Source organism: Azotobacter salinestris, from assembly GCF_009363155.1.
GTDB lineage: Bacteria > Pseudomonadota > Gammaproteobacteria > Pseudomonadales > Pseudomonadaceae > Azotobacter > Azotobacter salinestris.
This window is the reverse complement of the sequence record NZ_CP045302.1, coordinates 4,804,182-4,820,826: the sequence shown is the minus strand read 5'-3', so window position 1 is coordinate 4,820,826 and position 16,645 is coordinate 4,804,182. Positions and strand designations below refer to the sequence as shown.

Below are 16,645 nucleotides of genomic sequence, written 5' to 3'. Positions count from 1 at the left end.
TTAGGCCACCGCGGCCGGCGCCGAAACGCCGTTGAGCCGCACGCGGCCGACAGCGGACGGGTTGGCTGCGACCTCGGTGGCCACGCCGACCAGCACCAGGCCAGCCGCGGAAGCGTTGGTCAGGACGCGGGTGCTGGTGTTCATGTAGACCGGGTCGCCAACCGCCCAGGCCTGCGCGCTGGTCTTGTTCAGCGCGAACACGCCGCACAGCTTGAGCACGACGGGATCGCCCGCGGCCTCGGTGGTGGCGGCGACGCCGATGATGCTGCCGATCTTGTAGAGCTCGCCAGAAACAGTGCCGCCGGCAGGCGCCGGCACGGTGATGCAGTCGCCGGGCTGGATGTAGCTTTTCATGGATGCCTCCAAATCGAGCAGGAACAAAAAAGGCACCTCGCGGTGCCCGTGCTGGCTCAGGTTTGCCGGTCAGTTCCCTGGGTTCTTGTACGCGCCGCGGAAGTCGATCCAGGCCGCGCCGAACACCAGGCGGGCCTTGATTTCCATGCCATCCACCTCGAAGCCCTCGCGGGTTTCGGTGAACACGCCCTGCTCGCCTTCCAGGTAGGCGTATTCGAAGGTGTCCACCACGCCCGGCGCGGCGTACAGGTACCACTGGTTGCCGGTAATGCGCGCGTCGACGATCACGGTCAGCGAGGTGTTGCGGCTGTCGTTGATGTCGGCGTTCTTGGCCGGGACGTACTGGCTGGAGGTGAACTGGAAGGCCTCCAGCTCCTTGTCCGGGCCGACCACCAGGAACTCGGGGCCGAGGTTGAGGAAGTGCCCGGCCTTGGATTTCTGCTTGCGCATGGCGGCGCGGGCGGCGGCCAGGGTGGTGGTGTTGATGGCACCGCCGCTGGCGGCCAGGTTGCCGTGGTCGGCATGGAACAGCGCGGTGCCATCCACGAAATTCGGGTTGCCCAGCAGCAGATTCCAGACCACGTCGGACTCGGTCTGCGCGGCGGCGGCGCCCAGCGCCTGCGGGATGCGGGTCAGGGCGGAGAGGTCGTCGTTGACGATGGACTCCCAGGTGACGGCGATGATCTTGCCGAACTTGGCGACCTTGAGCGGGGCGCCCTCTTCGCCGAGGGTGCCGTACTTGTACTCGCCGTGCTCGCTGACCTTCTCCAGCGCCGAGATGTCGCCCAGCGCCACGCGGGTGATCTCGCGGAAGTCCGGCACGCTGGTCTGGCGGCCCAGCGGGCGCCAGGTCTGCGGCGCCAGTGCGTAGGCGTCGCGCAGGGTGCGGTTCACGGTGCCGCCGAGCAGCAGCGGGAAATCGCTGGTGGTGTGCATGCCGGCGGCACGAAAGGCCTGGCGATCGCAGCCCAGTGCGGCGCGCGCCACTTCCTGCGGGGTCATGCCACGGACGGTGCCGCCGACCAGCTCGACAGATTCGCGCGCCATGTCGATCAGGCGCATGCCGCGGAACTCGCGGGCAGCCTCTTCCAGCTGGATCGCCGGGTTGCAGCGGTGCAGCAGGGCGTTCTGCATCGCAGCGCGCTTGGCGCCCACAACGGCCAGGTCGACGGTACTGGTGGTGGTCGGCTGGCTGTTGCGGGTTTCTCCCTGGTCAGCCTTTTGACGCTCGGCCAACTTGTCGATCAGCTTGGCGCTGGCCTGCTCGACCGGTACGCCGCGCTCGATCAGGTCCTCGGCGATCGCGTCGTCCAGACCCACCTTGCGCACCATCTGCTTGATGGTCAGGCCGCGCTTGCGTTCGGCCTCGGCGGCTTCGCGGCGGATGGTTTCCTCGGCGGCGCGCTGTCCTTCTTCGGTCATGGGGGGCATTGCGGGTTCCTCTTGAATAGTCGGCGCGGGGGCCTGGCGAGTCGGGAATTGGGTCTGGAAGCGCGGGCCCTGATAGTCGGCCGGCGTCTGGGCGCTGCGGATCTTGGCACCGTCGTCGAAGCCGATCGGCACGATCGAGAGCTCCATCGGCTCCCAGTCGGTCGCCCGGTAGGTCGGCAGCTTGTCGTCCTCTTCCTCGACGACGTCGTAGCGGTGCACGGCGTAGCCGACGCTGATGTTGCGCAGAATGCCGTCCTTGACGTCGCGGAAGACCTCGTCGGCGTCCTCGCGCTGGCTGAAGCGGACCAGCGCCCGGCCCTCGCCGTTCTCGATCCAGGCGCGCTCGACCACGCCGATCACGTCGCGCAGTTCCCAGGAACTGTGCGCGTTCAGCAGCGGCGCGCCGCTGTTCAGGCGCTCCAGCCGGACGGCGCCTTCGCTGACGTCCAGCTCCTCCATGTAGCTGCCGACGTCCCAGGACCAACGCCGGCCCTTGGCACCGGTGGTCCAGGTCAGTTCGGCGGTGCGTTGCTCGATATCCACCGAGCCCGGGCGTACGGCGGCGCGCAGGCTGAGCATCGGCGTCTCAAGCGTCTTGATCGTCGGTGGCATTGTTCTCGCTCTCGTTAGTGGGTTGGGCCGGCGCGGCCGACCCAGGCGACGCGGCTTTACGCGGGTCGCAGTCGAGGATCAGGCCCTTCTCGTCGAGCAGCCGGTTCGCTTCGGCGATCTGCTCGGCGTGACGGATCGGGTCGGTCACGCCCAGCTCGCGCAGGGCATCCGGCCAGCTGGTCAGGCCGTTGCGGATGCGTTCCTTGACGTTTTCGGTTTCGGCTTTCGGGTCTACCATGTCGCGGCGCGGCGGCACCCACTCGGCGCGCACGTCCTCGAGGACGGCGCCGGGCAGCAGCACCTGCGCCTCCATGAACCACTGCCAGGTGCGGTCGCACAGCTGCGGGATCAGCATGCGCCACTGCCAGACGTCCACCCGGCGGGCGAAGTGCAGCCAGCCCATGCGACCGCTGGAGAAGTTGACGCCCTTGAGGTCGGCGGTCAGCAGTTCGTAGGGGACACCGAGGCCGACAGCGACGGCGTGCAGGGCCTGCCAGGAATAGGCCTGGTAGCCATTGAAGGTCGGCGGCGAGCCGAAGCTGATCTCCTCGCCGATGCCCAGCTCCTGCACGATGCCGGGCTCCATGCGCTCGATCAGCGGCGCCTGGCCCTTGGGGCTGCCCATCGCCTCGTCCTTGGTGACGAAGGCCGCGAAACAGGCAGCGATCTTGGCCTGCTCGATGATCGCGTCTTCCATCTCGTCGAAGCTGCGCAGGCGCTGCAGCACCGGGGCCAGCCAGCTATAGCCGCGGGCCTGCCCGGGACGCTTCGGCAGGAAGACGTGAATCACGTCCTCGGCCGGCACCCGCCTGGAGTCCAGCGACCGCCAGGTGTTGTTCGCGCCGGGATGCTGGTCATGGAGCCAGTAGGCCACCCGGCGGCCCAGCGCATCGAACTCGACGCCCTGGATGATGCGGTTTTGGGTGCCGGCGATGTCGCCGTCCTTGCGCTCGTCGAGGAAGTCCGGCTCCAGCACCTGCAGCTGTACGGGAACCGGCAGGCCGTCCGAGGAGTAGCGGCGGCGGCGGCGAATCAGGCACTCGCCCGCCTCGACCACGGTCTCCATGATCTTGTGCTGCAGGCCGTAGAAGTTCTCCAGGCCGTCGGCATCGCAGGCGCCGGTTTCGGCCCAGGCCTTCCAGAGGTCGGTCAGCTTCTTGTTTCCGCGCTCGCTGCGGGCCAGCGGGCGCGGCACGATCCCAGCGCCGACCACATTGTCGGCGATGCCGGTGACGGCCCGCTCGGCGTAGGGGTTGTTGCGACGCTGGTCGCGGGCGCGGTTGCGCAGCCGGGCCAGCGCCGGGGCGTTCTCGGCGTTGGCGTCGGCGCCCGTGCTGCGCCACCCGTCGTTGCGGCGGCCCAGCGCAGCGCCGTCAAAGCCACGCTCGAGCAGCTCCAGCTTCAACTCGGCCTTGCGGCGCTGCAGTTTCAGCTCGGCGCGCCGCGCCGCCCGCCGGGGAAACAGCGTGTCGTAGATCCCCATGGTCAGTAGCCCTTGCTGAAACTGGCGTAGCGGCGGCCGCCGTCGTTGTTGCTGTTCAGCCCCAGTTCGGTAGCCATCAGCTTGAGGATGCGCATCATCTCGTCGAGATCCCGGTACTGGACGCTCTTGTCCTGGTAACGGACGGTGAGCGCGCCCTCGGCGATGGCGGCCTGCAGGGCGGTGTATTGCTCCAGGGTGTAGGCCATCAGGTGCGTTTCTCCCAATAGGACGAGCGCCGGCGCGGGCGCTCTTGTTCGTTGCCGACCGCCGCAGAGCCGCCCGGCTCTGGCTCCGCAGCCAAGGCATTGAGATCAAGGCCAAACCGTTGCTGGCTGATGCGCAACGCGGCCAAGGCGTACACGAAGCAATCCAGCGCCTCGTTGCGCCGGCCCTGATTGTCCCAGCGGTACTGCTGCACGCCGCCGACGACCTTGAGCACCTTGCTCTCGGAGGTCAGCTGCTTGACCTCGGTCTCGTCACACACCAGGTCGTTGGCCGGCAGGTGGATCACCTGAGGCTGGGTCTCCCCGATTTGGGACTTCGCCACGTCCAGCGGCAGGCGCAGGCGGCTGTAGATCAACTCCTTGGCGTTGTCAGTGCCGACGGTGGTCAGGTACACGCCTTGCTTGTTGCGCTTCGTGGGGAAGCTAGCGATGGGCTTGCCGTAAACCGGCGCGCCGATGATCGGGATCATCCAGAGCACGCCGTTCTTCTTGCTGTCGTCGCAGACCTGGTCCATGTAGTGGCCGCCGGCGTCCCAGCACCAGCGTTCGACCTTCATCAGCAGGCCATCGGCCCGGGTGAATTGGCGGTGCAGCTCCAGGTCGCGCTTGCGGCGCAGTTCCTCGCCGCCCGGGTCACCCATCAGCACGAAGCGATAAACCAGCCAGCACTCTTCGTTGGGGCCCCAGGCCCAGACCCGACCCTCGTAGCGGTCGTCCTGGGTGTCGCCGCCGCCGGTGAGGGCCACGGCCTGAGCCGGAATTTCGGCCTGCCAGACCTCGCGACGGCCCAGCAGCACGTCCCACTCGACCCGCTCACCCTGGTCTTCCTCCCAGGTCTCGCCAAGGGTGGTGTTGACGAAGGTCTTCAGGTCGCTGCGGCTGCCCTTGGCCTGGAGGAAGTCCTGCACGATTCGGCCCCAGGCCACGAAAAAGCTGTAGGCCGTCCAGATGTGGAAGCTGACCGACTCGGGGGTGGGGATCGGCTCGCCCTCGGCATCGAAGAAATCGAAGCCATCCCGTGTCCAGATGCCGGTCTTCTCGCAGACCCAGCGCGCCAAGCGCTGCGCCTCGAGCGCCTCGGGGTAGCGGATCACGCAGCCGGTGGCCTCGCACACGTACCAGGCGTCCTCCGGCTGGTCCGGGTCCCATTTGATGCCGTAGGCGCAGTCCTTGCCGCCCCACTTCAGGTACTGCTCGGCACCGCAGTGCGGGCAAGACACGTGGAAGCGCAGCAGGTGCGGCGATTTCTGAACAGCGCCTTCGATCTGGCAGCCACCCCGGTCGATGGGACCGCGCAGCTTCGGCGTGCTGCCCCTAATCGACTTCGGGAAGGTCGATCCCTCCATCCGCTTGTCGCCCAGGACCAGCGGAGAGCCCTCCTTATCGATGTCGTGATCGAAGGCCGCCAGCTCGTCGTAGATGACGGTATCGGCCGAGATCGCCCGGTAGTTCTTCGCGGCCTTACCGCCACGGCACCACAGCTGCTTGCCATGGCTGAATTTCTTGATGTCGAGCGTGTTGTCCCGGTGCTTCTTGCCGTACCAGGGTGCCAGCGCGCGGACGGCGCCGACGTCCCGGATCATTGTCTCGATCTCGGACTTCATGAAGAGGTCGGCGCTGCCGTCGTCTGGCACGAAGAACGCGATGTGCCGGCGCTTGTGCTCGATCTGGTAGGCCGAGGCCGCCAGCAGCATCTTGGAATAGCCGACGCGGGCGGACTTGATCACGTTGACGATCCGGATCTCGTCGTTGCCCATGGCGTTGAGAATTGCCACCTGGTAGGGCAGCGTCTCCCAGCGTCCCTCCTGGTAGGAGGATTCGCTGGATAGGTAGAAGTTGTCATCGGCCCAGGCGACCGGGGTCTGTGGCGCGTCGCGCCGCAGAGACAGCAAGCCGGCCGACATCGCGGCCTGGCAGGCCTCAATCTGCGCTGTCGATAAACTCGTCATGCCACTCCGGTAGGCGATCCGCCGCCTGGGCGATGGTGTTACGCGCCTTGGTCAACTCGCGGCTGATCGAGTCGAGCTGCCCCGGGGTGAGGTCGGGATGGCGGCGGCGCAGCGTCATGACCACCGTGTCGAAGATCGAACCGGCGGCCGGGATGAATTTGGCGAAAGCGAACGTGATGAAGTCGGCCGGAATCAGCCGCTTCTTGGTCACTTCGTTCTTCAGCTCCTGAGCCTCGGACTGTGCCGCGGTGAGCCGCAGGCGCTCCTGCGTGAGCCGGTATTCGATCAGCGGGTCAATGTCTCCGGAATCGGGGTCCGTTTCCGGTTTGACCTGGGCGTTTCCGAGCCCTCTGAGGTAGCGGATGTACGCCAGCCGGCAGGCGTCCACGTCGAATCCGCCTTTTCCCTTGGAGCCAGGCAGGACGCCGTCTGCAAGGAGATTGCGCACCTGGCGATCGCTGAGATCGAGGTGCTTCGCCACTTCGATCTGAGTTGCCATGCGATACCCACCCGGAACCGGAAACGGAAGTCCTGAAAAATGCTCATGTATAGAGCGAGAACGGGGCGCGAATTACCCGCAGCTGCCGGGGGTGCCGGAAGGACCCAAGACGGGGGGGGTCAGCGGTTGGCCGTGGCGAGGGCGTAGTCGAGGGCGCTCCGGAATTCGACCGCGTAGTTCGCCTTCACCATGTTCTCGGCCACCTGGAAGAACGGGAACCGCACTCGATAGCGAGGCGACCGATCGACGAAGACGAACACCGGGCGAACGGCATCGCCCCATGCCGTACTCCGCCGCTCCCACACCCCCATGGTTCCCTCGATCTCCGCAGCGAAGAAGCGATGGGCATTGCCCTTCTTGCGGCTGCGCCTGCTGCCGGTCGCGTTGGCCTGGTAGCCGCTGACGGTCTCGGCCGCGCCAAGGCCGGACAGGATCTTCATGATCGTGCTGCCCTTCACGTTGCCGTGACTGTCGAGCAAGGCGGGCGTGGGCGTGGCGTATTGGCTGGATCGCATGATGCCCCTGGCGATCAGGGCGCGTTCGAACCGCTTATGCCGGCGCGTGCCACCCTGCACGACAGGTTGCAGGTATCGGTCGGCAGGAATCCCCGAGGACCACTGGTCCTTGAACCAGACGTGAGCCTGCAGGTTCTGCTTGGTCGCCGCCTTCACGTAGAGGCTGTTCAGAGTCTGCTGGATCGGGTTGTCGAGCCGCCTGCGCATGACGCTCAGTTCGCCCTTCTTGATGCGCTGCGCCATGCGCGTGGCCGCCAGCGCCATGGCGAACGGGAGCTGTTTGCTCCCCAGTTCGGAAAACGCCCTGGACAGCTCCTTCAGCTCGGGCCGTGCGTCGATCTTCACTACCATTGAGCATTCCTCGCAGCGCCTTTGCCTGCCTCCAAAGCCGCTCCAGCCTTCGCCGGCATGCAGCGCAGGCCATCACCGTCCCTCTACCTGCCGCTCAGCCCAGCGCTTGCTCAGGACACGCACCTGATCGATGCCCAATATCCCGATGAAGCCTGAGGTGAGCAGCGTCCATGCCACGTTCAGGCCTGCGGCATTCACCGCCAGGCCAACGATCATCACCAGCAGCGCACCGACTGAAGCCTCAAGCAGCGAGCGCAGAATGCTCGGCTGATCGCCATACAGACGAATGCGCAGGTAGGACAGGACGAAGGTCAGCATCATGGTCAGGCCATGCTCGCGCAGGGCCAGCAGGACGCCGGCCCAGAATTCAGGCGACTTCTCAGGCATTGGCATCTCGATATTCCCGCGCGGGGCGTGTTGGATAGCCCGCAGCGCAGTCCCTCTGGGGAGCAAAGGAGCGAGGAGCCAGAAACAAAAAAGCCCGGCGCTTGGCCGGGCTACCGCAGGTTCACTGTCGCGCAGACAGGGCACTCAAGGTGCCTGGAAAAAATTACCTTCACAAACGCGCCTCCGCAAGAGGCAACAAAAAAACCCGGCCAGATCGCTCTGTGCCGGGCTCTCAACTGTTTTTTGCGGTAAAACCGCAATCTAGGCAGAACTTTGCACCATCCTGTTAACACTGTCAATTCATCCAGTGCTGGATATTTGAACAGTCATGCAGCCGCGCGCTTATCGAGCCAGGCCTGCACATACCACTCCCCCATGATCAGCAGCTCGCGCACCTTCATCCGCTGGATCTGCATCCGCTCTGCCACCTGGGGTTGGGTCAAGCTGTAGCAGTAGTAGAGGTGGATCGCATCCGACACATCCTCGCGCCCGGATTTCAGCCTAGCCACCGCAGCCGACACCGCCTCGGCCTCATCGTCCGTGATTGCAGCCGCTGCTCCATGCGTGCTCGGCACGTTGTCCCGCATCAGAGCCAGCAGTGGCGATACATAACGCGGCACGCCGGTGTTCTGCCACACCCACTTTCCCCACTGCGTCAGTAGATAATCAGCAGTCCGATCGGTCACTGCGCGCCTCACCTTCAACTCTGCTCCAGCCATCAACTCCCCCTTCAATCGCCAGTCCAGTGCCCACGCAACCCATGTCGCCCGCTACCACCCCGATAGTCCCGCTCGGCGCCGGCCTGTGCCGACCGGTTCGCCGCCTGCTGCCGCTCCAGCCTGAGCGACCTGCCCAGCTGGAGCACCAGCTCCTCGATCTCCAGCCTCTCACCCGTCGCCGCATCCACGAATCCCGAGCCGTGGCACCCCTCGCAGGGCATCTCGTAGAACAACCCCTTCACCACACCCTGCCCCCGGCAGCGCCCGCAAGGCGCCAGGGGGCGGGTCTGCTTCTGGAAGTCAGGCCCGTGCCGCTTCACCGGCCGACCTCCTGATCAGCTCGCGCTCGATTGCATCCAGATGGCGCGAGATCGTGCGCAGGGCCCTGTCTGCCTCGGCCAGCGCGGCCGGGTCACGCCGCCCGGGCATCGGCCGAATGCGCACCTGGCTGCCGCGCCGCCCAGCGCCCTTGATCACAACTTGGCCAGACGCCTTCCTGCTCCGCCTCCGCCAAACATCCTGCTCCTCGCGTAGCTCCGACTGCAGACGGCCAAGCTCGGCGACGCTCATGCCGCCCAATCCCACCAGCACCTCAAGCACTCACCACCTCCGTTGCTGGCTGAGCCAGATAGTCATCGATCACCGCCATAGCCTCCTTCATCCCCCTGCAGACCACCGCCCTGTAGCCCTGCCCCACCAGCGCGCAGAGCCACTCTTTCTGGCTAGCCGCCACCTCGGCATCGTGCGGAGGAGTCGCCTTGAACTCGATGTAGAGCCCATGGTGGCCACCGCGCGCCAATGCGATCGAGATATCCGGCACACCCGCCTTCACACCCTGGGCCTTCAGCTTCGCCGCCGTGGCCTTGTGCCGGTGGCCGCCGTTCGGGACGTGGTAGGCCAGCCGCCAGGCCAGCGGGTGACGCAGCCTCATCCAGTTGAACAGCGCCGCCTGCTCGTTCCCCTCGTAGTCGACCGGCGACCGCCGGCGGGGTGTTCCCACTGCAAACTGCTTCACTCCATCACCCCCCAACTTCCGCAACTGCTCCCAGGTATCCCGCGCCAGCTCGCGTAGCACGGCCTGCCGTTCCTGATCAGTCATCGAACGCCGTCACCCCTCCCTTGCCCAGCGCACTCCCCTTGCTCAGCGCCACCTCAGCCCTCCCAGTCAACCGCCCATCCCGATGCGCCGCGTCGTACATGGCCCGCAGCTCGTTCAGCGGCTGATGGCAGTAACGGCCGTGCTTGCGGCCGAAATCCGTGTAGCCCAGGTGCTGGGCGTGGAATTTGAAACCCGTGTCATGGTCATGCATCGCTCTTGCCACCTCAGCCCTCCCAGTCAACCGCCCATCCCGATGCGCCGCGTCGTACATGGCCCGCAGCTTGTTCAGCAGCTGATGGCAATAACGACCGTGCTCGCGGCTGAAATTCGTGTAGCCCAGGCGCTGGGCGTGGAATTTGAAAGCCGTTTCATGGTCATGCATCGCTCTTCCCTCGCTTGATTCCCAAATTCGCCAGCAGCGCTGCCCGGGCGCCCTGCCCGAATCCTGCCAGCCCCTGCTTGCGTAGCCGCTCCTGCAGCGCCAGCTCGCCAGCCCTCTCTGCCCGTTCGGCCGCCATGCGCGCCCCGTCCCACTCCAGCGCCTGCATGGGCGTGCCCAGGGCTTCGCCGCGGGCCAGGCGGCCCAGCAGCTGCGCGTAGGCATTCCCGAACCGGCGGCGCAGCACATCGGCACCGCCGACCCCTTGGCGCAACTCCCAGAAGCCCACCATCGCCGCGGCCAGGCGCACCGCCTCATGGCTCCAGCGCCAGCCATCCGGATCAGCACACGCCTGCACAGCCTCGCGCCAAGCTGCCTCCTCCTCGGTTAGACCCAGCATCTCGGCGGTCGGCAGGCACCAGGCCACGAACTGGCCGATGCTCGGCGCGAAGGCCGAACCGCTGCGCCGGCACTGCTCGATGCCGAAGCGCACCTGCTCGATCGTGCGGATCCCCGAGGCCTGCAGCCCCTTGGTCCAGCTGCGCTTGGCCAGCGCCAGCGCCTTGTCGTCCGGCCACGCCTGACGCCAGGCCGGGAAGATCGCCTGCAGCTGCAGGAAGACCATGTCCACCACCGCGGCGGTCTGCTCGTCGACCTCACCAAGCGGCCGGGTGAATACCTGCCCGCCAGGGAGCGCCTGCCCGGCGGCGAGCCGCGTACCGGTCATGGCGACCACGTTCCGGATCGGTTTCACAGGTCGTACTCCGTCATGGTCCGCCAGCTGGGATCGTCGAAGTCCGGCCCGTTGGCACGGCGCTGGCCCTTGCCCGGGAAGCTCACCACGGCAGCCGGCCGGGCAGCCGCCTGCAGCGCGTCGCGCTTGACCCAGTTGACCAGGGCCGCCAGCCACTCGCGCTCGGTCTTCGCCAGCCCCTTGGCCTCGTGGTGGATCACGAAGCCGGCGATGGCTTTGCGGTCGAACAGATCCATCGGCAGGCCGGCCATCGCGGCACGGGCCTTGAGCTGCTGCTGATCGGGTGCCCACTCCAGGTGCATCGGAAATAGGCCGGCAACGGGCGCTGTCGGCTCGGCATGTGCGGCCTGGGCAGGCTCCTGCTCCGGCTCGACGGGCGCTGCGACCTCACCCGCGGGAGTGAGAGGGGCTTTTACCTCTGTATCTGTATCTGTATGGTTCAACGCCTGTTCAACGGACGTTGAACGAATGCTCAACGTCTGTTCAGCGTCCGTTGAGCGTTCGCTTGACCGACGCTTGGCGGATGCTTTGCCAGCAGCCTTCGCCTTGCCGGATTTGGCGTTCACGGCCTCCAGATCGCGGTCGATCCGATGGTGAGACCATTCGGTGTCCGTCACCTCGAAGAAATCCTCGAGGGTTTCGCGCACTTCCTCCCATTCAGCGAGGGACAGCCGTGCAACGGTCGCCAAGCGTTTGTTCAACGACTGCTCGTCCTTCGCCTTGAAGGATTCGCCGCGCTGCCAGTAGTTGAACATCAGGAGCAGGTACGCGCCGTGCTCCAGGGCGGTGAGGTGCGCGGTGTCGGCCAAGTAGTCGGCGACGTACAGCTGCATGTAGGGGAGCGCGGCCATCAGGCAACCCTCCCCGCCAGCTTCTCGCCCAGCAGCGCCAGCCCCTTGCGCGTCACCAGCACCTGCTCGGCGACCTTCTGCTGCCCGGTGTCGTCATCGATGCCCAGCACCTTCAGCTTGTGCACCAGCACGCCCTGCTGCAGGCGCGGCTGATAGGCCAGCCAACGGCTGGAGCCGGCCCGTCGATAGATCCAGCGGTTCTCCTGCAGCCACTGGAACAGCACCTTGGGCTGCAGGCCGACCTGCTTGGCCGCGTCGGTGATACAGATCGCGCCAGCAGTCTCGGTCAGCACCTCCAGGGCGTGCACCTTCGGCGCCTGCTCGGCGACCACGTGGCGCAGGCCGATGTTCTGGTCGGCCAGATCGGCAGCCAGGCGCAGCGCCTCGGGCAGCGTTTGCGGAATTGCCGGAGCGTGACATGTCACGCCATAGCTTCCGGTCTTGCGGATGCTGGGCAACACCTCGCCCACCACCCACTCCTCGAAGCGCTCGGCGGCCGGGAGCTGGGATTTCATCACCAGGCGGTACAGATCTCACTCGGGGATGAGCGTCATGTCCTGCATGCCGCCGGCGGTAAGGACGCCCTGAATCAGGGCCCCCTTGCAGTGACTGGCAATCGCATTGCGCGGCTTGGCATAGCCGAGCACCTCAGCCACATCCTTCGCCACGAACCACGGCTCGCCGTCGATGGTCACGACGCGAACCTCGGCCTTCTCGAAATTGAACAACTGGAGCTCTTGAGTCATAATCTTTCCCGATTGCTGTGTTTTCGAAGAAGCCGGGTGGCAGCCCGGCTTTTTTGTGCCCGCAGAAAAGCCAGGCACTGCGGATTCGCAGACCTTCATCAGTTCCACTCCAACTGGTGTATTCCCTCAAGCTGCTCCATACGCGTTTTGGCGATCTGGAGGATTGCCTCGATCTCCTTCTCGTTGAAACAGCGGGCCTCGGTCGGGACGATCTTCAGATCGAGCACGGCCAGGATTTGCGAGAACTCTTGGAATTTCTCCGGCTTCATGCGGCTGATCGTCGACTCGTCGCACCCGACTGCATGCGCGACAGCCGCGTTCCCGACCGATCCAAGCCTCTGCATAAGCTGGCTGTAGTTCTTGCGAGCCCTTGCGTCTTGCTCAGGGCTTAATGTCATCGTCATGGTTATGCAGCCTTTGGTCTTGGGATGTCAGAGCAGAGCTCCCAGGCCTGGATAGCTCCGCAGGTTTTTTACTTGAGCTCGAAAGGCGATGGCTGCACTCATGCGGCACGCACCGGAAAGCCATTGCGATACCGCTGGTTGAGTAACGCCAAGCTCAGCCGCCGTTTTCATCTGGCCTCCGAAGTGGGCGACCAGTCGTTCGATAGGGTTCTTCATTTTTCCACCATTGATAAGTATGCTTATATACTAGGCAATAAGGAGCCTTATTTGCAAGCTCATAAGCTCGCTTATACATTCGCGCGCATGAACCTCTCTCAGCGCATAAAGGCAGCCCGCAAGCACGCTGGACTTACCCAGCGGCAACTTGCTGAGGCGGTAAACGTGGAGCAGCCCCTGATTTCTCAGCTTGAAACAGGGAAGACGCTCAAAAGCGCGCACATCGCCCAAATGGCAAAGGTGTGCGGAGTCAGCGCTATCTGGCTGGCTAGCGGCGAGGGTGAAATGCTTCCAAGCGACGCTGGCAATGACGCGAACGTCGAGTCAGGCTCGCTTGTGCCCGCAGCTGATAACCACAAGGAGGTCGCCGCGGCAAAGGTGCTGGAGATGCTGCAGCGGCACGGGAAGGGCCTGAGTGCGGCCGTCAGAAAGCAGATCGTCGATGCCGTCGCTGACTCTCTGGCCGAATCAGAGCCCACGTCCAGCCCGCAAAGCAACGTCATCATCGCCGACTTCCTGCCCCCGACCCCGGCCGGTGATGCGATTCGCATCGTGCACTACGACGTTCGGACAGCTCTAGGTGGCGGGCAACTGGTCCCGGACTACCCCGAGATAATGCCGGATCTGCTCGTCAGCAAGCAGCACTTGCAGGAACTGGGCGTCATCTACAAAGACCCCTGCCACCTCAAGATGCTGACCGGCTACGGACAGTCCATGGCGCCCACAATCCAGCACCTGGACCCGATGATCGTCGATGTGAGCATCCGCGAGTTCGAGGGCGACGGGATCTACTCATTCGTCTGGCAGGGCCATTTCTACACCAAGCGCCTGCAGGTGGCCGACGCAGAGCATTTCGAGATGATTTCGGACAATCCGAATCACAAGGACCGGATGATCCGGATCGACGATATCTATATCCAGGCTCGCGTCCTGCTGGTCTGGAACGCCAAGAAACTGTGAGCCGCCTGCCCGCCGAGCAAGGTCAGGGTGTAGCCCTTACGAGATAACTGCCATCTGCGCCCGCGTCCTGCTAGCGTGGAATGCTAGCGCGCTCGAAACCTGCTGACCGGATGTTGCATGTTAATTTTTTCTACCTACAATGTAGGTACGAAAAGTTAACATGCAGGTTCTCAGATGCCGATCCAAGAAACGTCAGTGATCAAGCACGCCGGGGATGTTCGCCCTGCCCTTAGCCAAATAGGCTTGAGTGCAGAGAAGGTCATTCAGATTGCGAAGGCGGCCTCCTACGCTAGGGCGGAGTATCTGCCCGGCATTGATCCTGTCAATGCACCTGGAACCAAAGCGCACCAGGCTGGCATTCGGCAGCTTCGCCTAGAGATGCTGCCGGCGGGCTGGAAGTCCGGAAGGTTCAACAATATTGAAGTGGTTGTTAACCATGATTTAGGGCTGATGCTTGGATTCCAGAATGTTGACCGTGCGTGCGAAGAGTCTTCACCTATCTCAATATCGGATCGCGGGGAAGGAACCAGGCAACTGGTCGCCAGGCCTTATGAGGCTGACCTTTTCAAGCAGGACAATAATCAACTCCAGGCTCCGCGCTCGGGCGCATTCCCTTTAGTTTGGTTTGTTTGTGTAGCTGCCGACAAAGACAAGCTTCAAGTCGAAGTTTCTCGCCCAAAGCCATTTGATGGTTCTCAATTCAAAGGATTTTTTGAGCGTATCTTTGTAGCTGATGAGAATCTTGAGGCACCAGTAGTTGCCGCCAAGGTAGAGCCGGAAGAAGAGGATGATCATGAAATTGTGATCACCAAGAAGCAACATGGCCATTCTTAATATCACGCGCCTGGCTTTTGCTAGAAAACGCCGAAAACTTACAAAAAAGCAACTAGCCGAGATTGCCGGGATTTCGCATGTCACATTAAGTAGAATAGATAAAGGTGTGACGCTTGACCCTAGCGATGAAACTGTTTCATCGCTAGCGAAAGCGCTTGGGTATCCTGTTAGTTTTTTTTATCTGGATGACATCGATGAGCTAAAGGAAGATCAAGTAAGCTTCAGGAGCCTAAAAGCTATGACAGCCAGGCAGACTAACGCTGCGCTTGCAAGCGGTGTACTTGGCTATATTTTTAACGATTGGGTATCTAGTAAATTCAACTTGCCGGAGCCAGATCTTCCTGATCTTCGAGTTGAAGATCCAGTCTCAGCCGCTGCCGCAATTCGTAGGCATTGGGGCATAGGATTTAGGCCAATACCTAATCTTATAAAGTTGCTGGAAGCTAAAGGTGTTCGAATCTTCACTTTGGCAGAAGGAAAAAATGTAGATGCCTTTTCTTTTTGGCGAGATGAAGTTCCTTACATTTTTCTTAATACGCTTAAGTCGGCTGAGCGTAGTCGATTCGACGCAGCGCATGAGCTCGGGCACTTGCTTTTGCATGCCCACGGATACCATGACGGTCGCGAGGTAGAAAGAGAGGCAGATCAATTCGCCTCACATTTCCTTGTTCCGCGAGAGGACTTGATTGCAAATCTCCCTTCGATCAGCTCTCTTGCTCAACTTGTTGCCAGCAAGCATCGCTGGGGAGTATCCGTGGCTGCACTTGCTCGCGCATCTAAGGATGCCGACCTGATTACAGATTGGCACTACAGGGAGTTATGTAAGCAGATAGCTACATCCGGGTTTAGAACAAATGAGCCTGAATCGATGCCTCGTGAAAGCTCTATCCTATGGAGAAAAGTATTAGAAGAACTGTGGAAAGAGCGCTTCACGAAGGAAAGCATCGCGGCACAGCTTAGCTTGCCTCTTGATGAGGTAGACTCGCTCCTGCGAGGAGTTTTGGGAGGCAGGGCTACGCTGGAGCGAGAAACATCACCGCCTTCGCTGCACGTAGTCTAGCTATCCAGCATTGCGTTCGAAGCCCCGCCTCGCGCGGGGCTTTTCGTCTCACCCCCTCACGACCTCCCTCAGCCACGCCTGCAGCCAGACCCTCTCCTACTCCTTGACGACCCGGGCGAGCACCGACTGCTGATACAGCGCGAGCCGCATCTTCTGCTCAAAGGGCGTGAGCCCTTTCCAGTTACAGAGCAGCCCCTGATCACCCCGCATATTTTTCAAACCCGCGTCGTCAAACTCATGCGGATCATCTGATCGCATATTCAGATACAGCCCTACGGCAAACAGGCTGCAGATCAATAACGCAAGGGAAAAAATGATGCTGATCGTCCACATAGGCTGCCCTCCATAGCATGGTTGTTTTGCAACCACTGTAATGTAGCAGGACGATCAGATTTAGCTTGATGCCGAGCATACTACCGACCAACGGCAGACGGCCCAGGGCGAGGCTCTGCGTTTCTATCCTTTCACGTACTCCCTCAGCCGCTCCTGCAGCCACTCCTTCTCTCGCTCGGCAATCATGGCCATAGCACGCGCCTGATGACCCGCCAGAATTCTCCTGCGCTCTTCAGGCGTAAACTGATTCCAGTCATGGAAAAGATCAGCAGATTGGTCTGCCCCGGCGGCTGCATGCTGGCGTTCCCACATGGCCAGGGCTACACAAAAAACGGACAAAAGAAAGCCGGCCAGCGCAAAAAGAAGCATGGTAGATGTCATGGTTCTTCCCTGAATTGGTGTGTCTCGTATAAAAACGTAGCGCCTTAGTCAGGAATTTCATGGGCTCCTGATGAACGGCATGCGAGCAACCAAGCGCCTATCAG

General features: G+C 62.9%; 23 protein-coding genes and 1 pseudogene. 3 read left to right on the top strand and 21 right to left on the bottom strand.

The window, feature by feature from the left end; translation table 11 throughout:
• The 19 genes and pseudogenes from GCU53_RS22895 to GCU53_RS22805 form a co-directional block, all read right to left on the bottom strand.
• On the bottom strand, nt 1-354 hold the full coding sequence (locus GCU53_RS22895) for a DUF2190 family protein (protein WP_152389629.1): 354 nt from the start codon (nt 352-354) through the stop codon (nt 1-3).
• A 69-nt stretch (nt 355-423) separates the two neighbouring features.
• Nucleotides 424-2,397, bottom strand: coding sequence for a prohead protease/major capsid protein fusion protein (locus tag GCU53_RS22890; RefSeq protein WP_244306937.1), 1,974 nt, complete (start codon nt 2,395-2,397; stop codon nt 424-426).
• Entirely contained in the window at nt 2,372-3,880 is a 1,509-nt protein-coding gene (locus tag GCU53_RS22885) for a phage portal protein (protein WP_152389628.1), read from the bottom strand. The genes GCU53_RS22890 and GCU53_RS22885 overlap by 26 nt, the downstream gene beginning before the upstream one ends.
• A gap of 2 nt (nt 3,881-3,882) precedes the next feature.
• Nucleotides 3,883-4,086: a phage head-tail joining protein gene (locus tag GCU53_RS22880; RefSeq protein WP_039804066.1), complete on the bottom strand. Its 204-nt coding sequence runs from the start codon at nt 4,084-4,086 to the stop codon at nt 3,883-3,885.
• Nucleotides 4,086-6,008, bottom strand: a complete 1,923-nt coding sequence (locus tag GCU53_RS22875; RefSeq protein ID WP_152389627.1) for a phage terminase large subunit family protein — start codon at nt 6,006-6,008, stop codon at nt 4,086-4,088. Before GCU53_RS22875 ends, GCU53_RS22880 begins: the two co-directional genes overlap by 1 nt.
• A gap of 16 nt (nt 6,009-6,024) precedes the next feature.
• Nucleotides 6,025-6,552, bottom strand: a complete 528-nt coding sequence (locus tag GCU53_RS22870; protein ID WP_039804063.1) for a terminase small subunit — start codon at nt 6,550-6,552, stop codon at nt 6,025-6,027.
• Between the two features lie 119 nt (nt 6,553-6,671).
• Nucleotides 6,672-7,418: a hypothetical protein gene (locus GCU53_RS22865; protein ID WP_152389626.1), complete on the bottom strand. Its 747-nt coding sequence runs from the start codon at nt 7,416-7,418 to the stop codon at nt 6,672-6,674.
• A 72-nt stretch (nt 7,419-7,490) separates the two neighbouring features.
• The gene (locus tag GCU53_RS22860; RefSeq protein ID WP_244306935.1) at nt 7,491-7,805 is read right to left on the bottom strand and encodes a phage holin, lambda family; all 315 of its coding nucleotides are present in this window, start codon (nt 7,803-7,805) and stop codon (nt 7,491-7,493) included.
• A 326-nt stretch (nt 7,806-8,131) separates the two neighbouring features.
• The gene (locus GCU53_RS22855; protein WP_280115846.1) at nt 8,132-8,524 is read right to left on the bottom strand and encodes an antiterminator Q family protein; all 393 of its coding nucleotides are present in this window, start codon (nt 8,522-8,524) and stop codon (nt 8,132-8,134) included.
• 11 nt (nt 8,525-8,535) lie between these two features.
• Nucleotides 8,536-8,844, bottom strand: coding sequence for a hypothetical protein (locus GCU53_RS22850; RefSeq protein WP_152389623.1), 309 nt, complete (start codon nt 8,842-8,844; stop codon nt 8,536-8,538).
• Nucleotides 8,825-9,124: a hypothetical protein gene (locus tag GCU53_RS22845; protein WP_152389622.1), complete on the bottom strand. Its 300-nt coding sequence runs from the start codon at nt 9,122-9,124 to the stop codon at nt 8,825-8,827. Before GCU53_RS22845 ends, GCU53_RS22850 begins: the two co-directional genes overlap by 20 nt.
• Nucleotides 9,117-9,623 (bottom strand): VRR-NUC domain-containing protein, encoded by a 507-nt coding sequence (locus GCU53_RS22840; protein WP_152389621.1) that lies wholly within the window; start codon nt 9,621-9,623, stop codon nt 9,117-9,119. The genes GCU53_RS22845 and GCU53_RS22840 overlap by 8 nt, the downstream gene beginning before the upstream one ends.
• Nucleotides 9,616-10,005: a hypothetical protein gene (locus GCU53_RS22835; RefSeq protein ID WP_152389620.1), complete on the bottom strand. Its 390-nt coding sequence runs from the start codon at nt 10,003-10,005 to the stop codon at nt 9,616-9,618. The genes GCU53_RS22840 and GCU53_RS22835 overlap by 8 nt, the downstream gene beginning before the upstream one ends.
• A complete protein-coding gene (locus GCU53_RS22830) occupies nt 9,998-10,756 on the bottom strand; it encodes a replication protein P (RefSeq protein ID WP_244306933.1) in 759 nt (252 codons plus the stop codon). Before GCU53_RS22830 ends, GCU53_RS22835 begins: the two co-directional genes overlap by 8 nt.
• Complete coding sequence (locus GCU53_RS22825) at nt 10,753-11,607, bottom strand: DUF1376 domain-containing protein (RefSeq protein WP_152389619.1); 855 nt, start codon at nt 11,605-11,607, stop codon at nt 10,753-10,755. The genes GCU53_RS22830 and GCU53_RS22825 overlap by 4 nt, the downstream gene beginning before the upstream one ends.
• Nucleotides 11,607-11,939 (bottom strand): phage antirepressor KilAC domain-containing protein, encoded by a 333-nt coding sequence (locus GCU53_RS26290; protein WP_280115887.1) that lies wholly within the window; start codon nt 11,937-11,939, stop codon nt 11,607-11,609. The genes GCU53_RS22825 and GCU53_RS26290 overlap by 1 nt, the downstream gene beginning before the upstream one ends.
• 132 nt (nt 11,940-12,071) lie before the next feature.
• A pseudogene (locus GCU53_RS22815) lies at nt 12,072-12,353 on the bottom strand (BRO-N domain-containing protein); the annotation flags it as partial.
• A 98-nt stretch (nt 12,354-12,451) separates the two neighbouring features.
• Nucleotides 12,452-12,757, bottom strand: a complete 306-nt coding sequence (locus tag GCU53_RS22810; RefSeq protein WP_152389618.1) for a CII family transcriptional regulator — start codon at nt 12,755-12,757, stop codon at nt 12,452-12,454.
• 27 nt (nt 12,758-12,784) lie between these two features.
• Entirely contained in the window at nt 12,785-12,928 is a 144-nt protein-coding gene (locus GCU53_RS22805) for a helix-turn-helix domain-containing protein (protein WP_341873524.1), read from the bottom strand.
• Here GCU53_RS22805 and GCU53_RS22800 point away from each other — a divergent pair.
• The 3 genes from GCU53_RS22800 to GCU53_RS22790 all read left to right on the top strand — a co-directional run bounded on the left by GCU53_RS22800 (nt 12,896) and on the right by GCU53_RS22790 (nt 15,827).
• A complete protein-coding gene (locus GCU53_RS22800) occupies nt 12,896-13,933 on the top strand; it encodes an XRE family transcriptional regulator (RefSeq protein WP_244306931.1) in 1,038 nt (345 codons plus the stop codon). The two genes, GCU53_RS22805 and GCU53_RS22800, sit on opposite strands and share 33 nt — an antisense overlap.
• A 195-nt stretch (nt 13,934-14,128) precedes the next feature.
• Nucleotides 14,129-14,767 carry a hypothetical protein gene (locus GCU53_RS22795; protein WP_152389616.1) on the top strand — a complete coding sequence of 213 codons (639 nt, stop codon included), beginning with the start codon at nt 14,129-14,131 and terminating at the stop codon, nt 14,765-14,767.
• On the top strand, nt 14,754-15,827 hold the full coding sequence (locus tag GCU53_RS22790; protein ID WP_152389615.1) for a helix-turn-helix domain-containing protein: 1,074 nt from the start codon (nt 14,754-14,756) through the stop codon (nt 15,825-15,827). The genes GCU53_RS22795 and GCU53_RS22790 overlap by 14 nt, the downstream gene beginning before the upstream one ends.
• A gap of 96 nt (nt 15,828-15,923) precedes the next feature.
• Here GCU53_RS22790 and GCU53_RS22785 read toward each other — a convergent pair whose 3' ends face one another.
• Together GCU53_RS22785 and GCU53_RS22780 are read right to left on the bottom strand one after the other, a co-directional pair.
• Nucleotides 15,924-16,160 carry a hypothetical protein gene (locus GCU53_RS22785; RefSeq protein WP_152389614.1) on the bottom strand — a complete coding sequence of 79 codons (237 nt, stop codon included), beginning with the start codon at nt 16,158-16,160 and terminating at the stop codon, nt 15,924-15,926.
• Nucleotides 16,161-16,283: 123 nt separating this feature from the next.
• Nucleotides 16,284-16,541 carry a hypothetical protein gene (locus tag GCU53_RS22780; protein ID WP_152389613.1) on the bottom strand — a complete coding sequence of 86 codons (258 nt, stop codon included), beginning with the start codon at nt 16,539-16,541 and terminating at the stop codon, nt 16,284-16,286.
• Between the last annotated feature and the right edge of the window lie 104 nt (nt 16,542-16,645).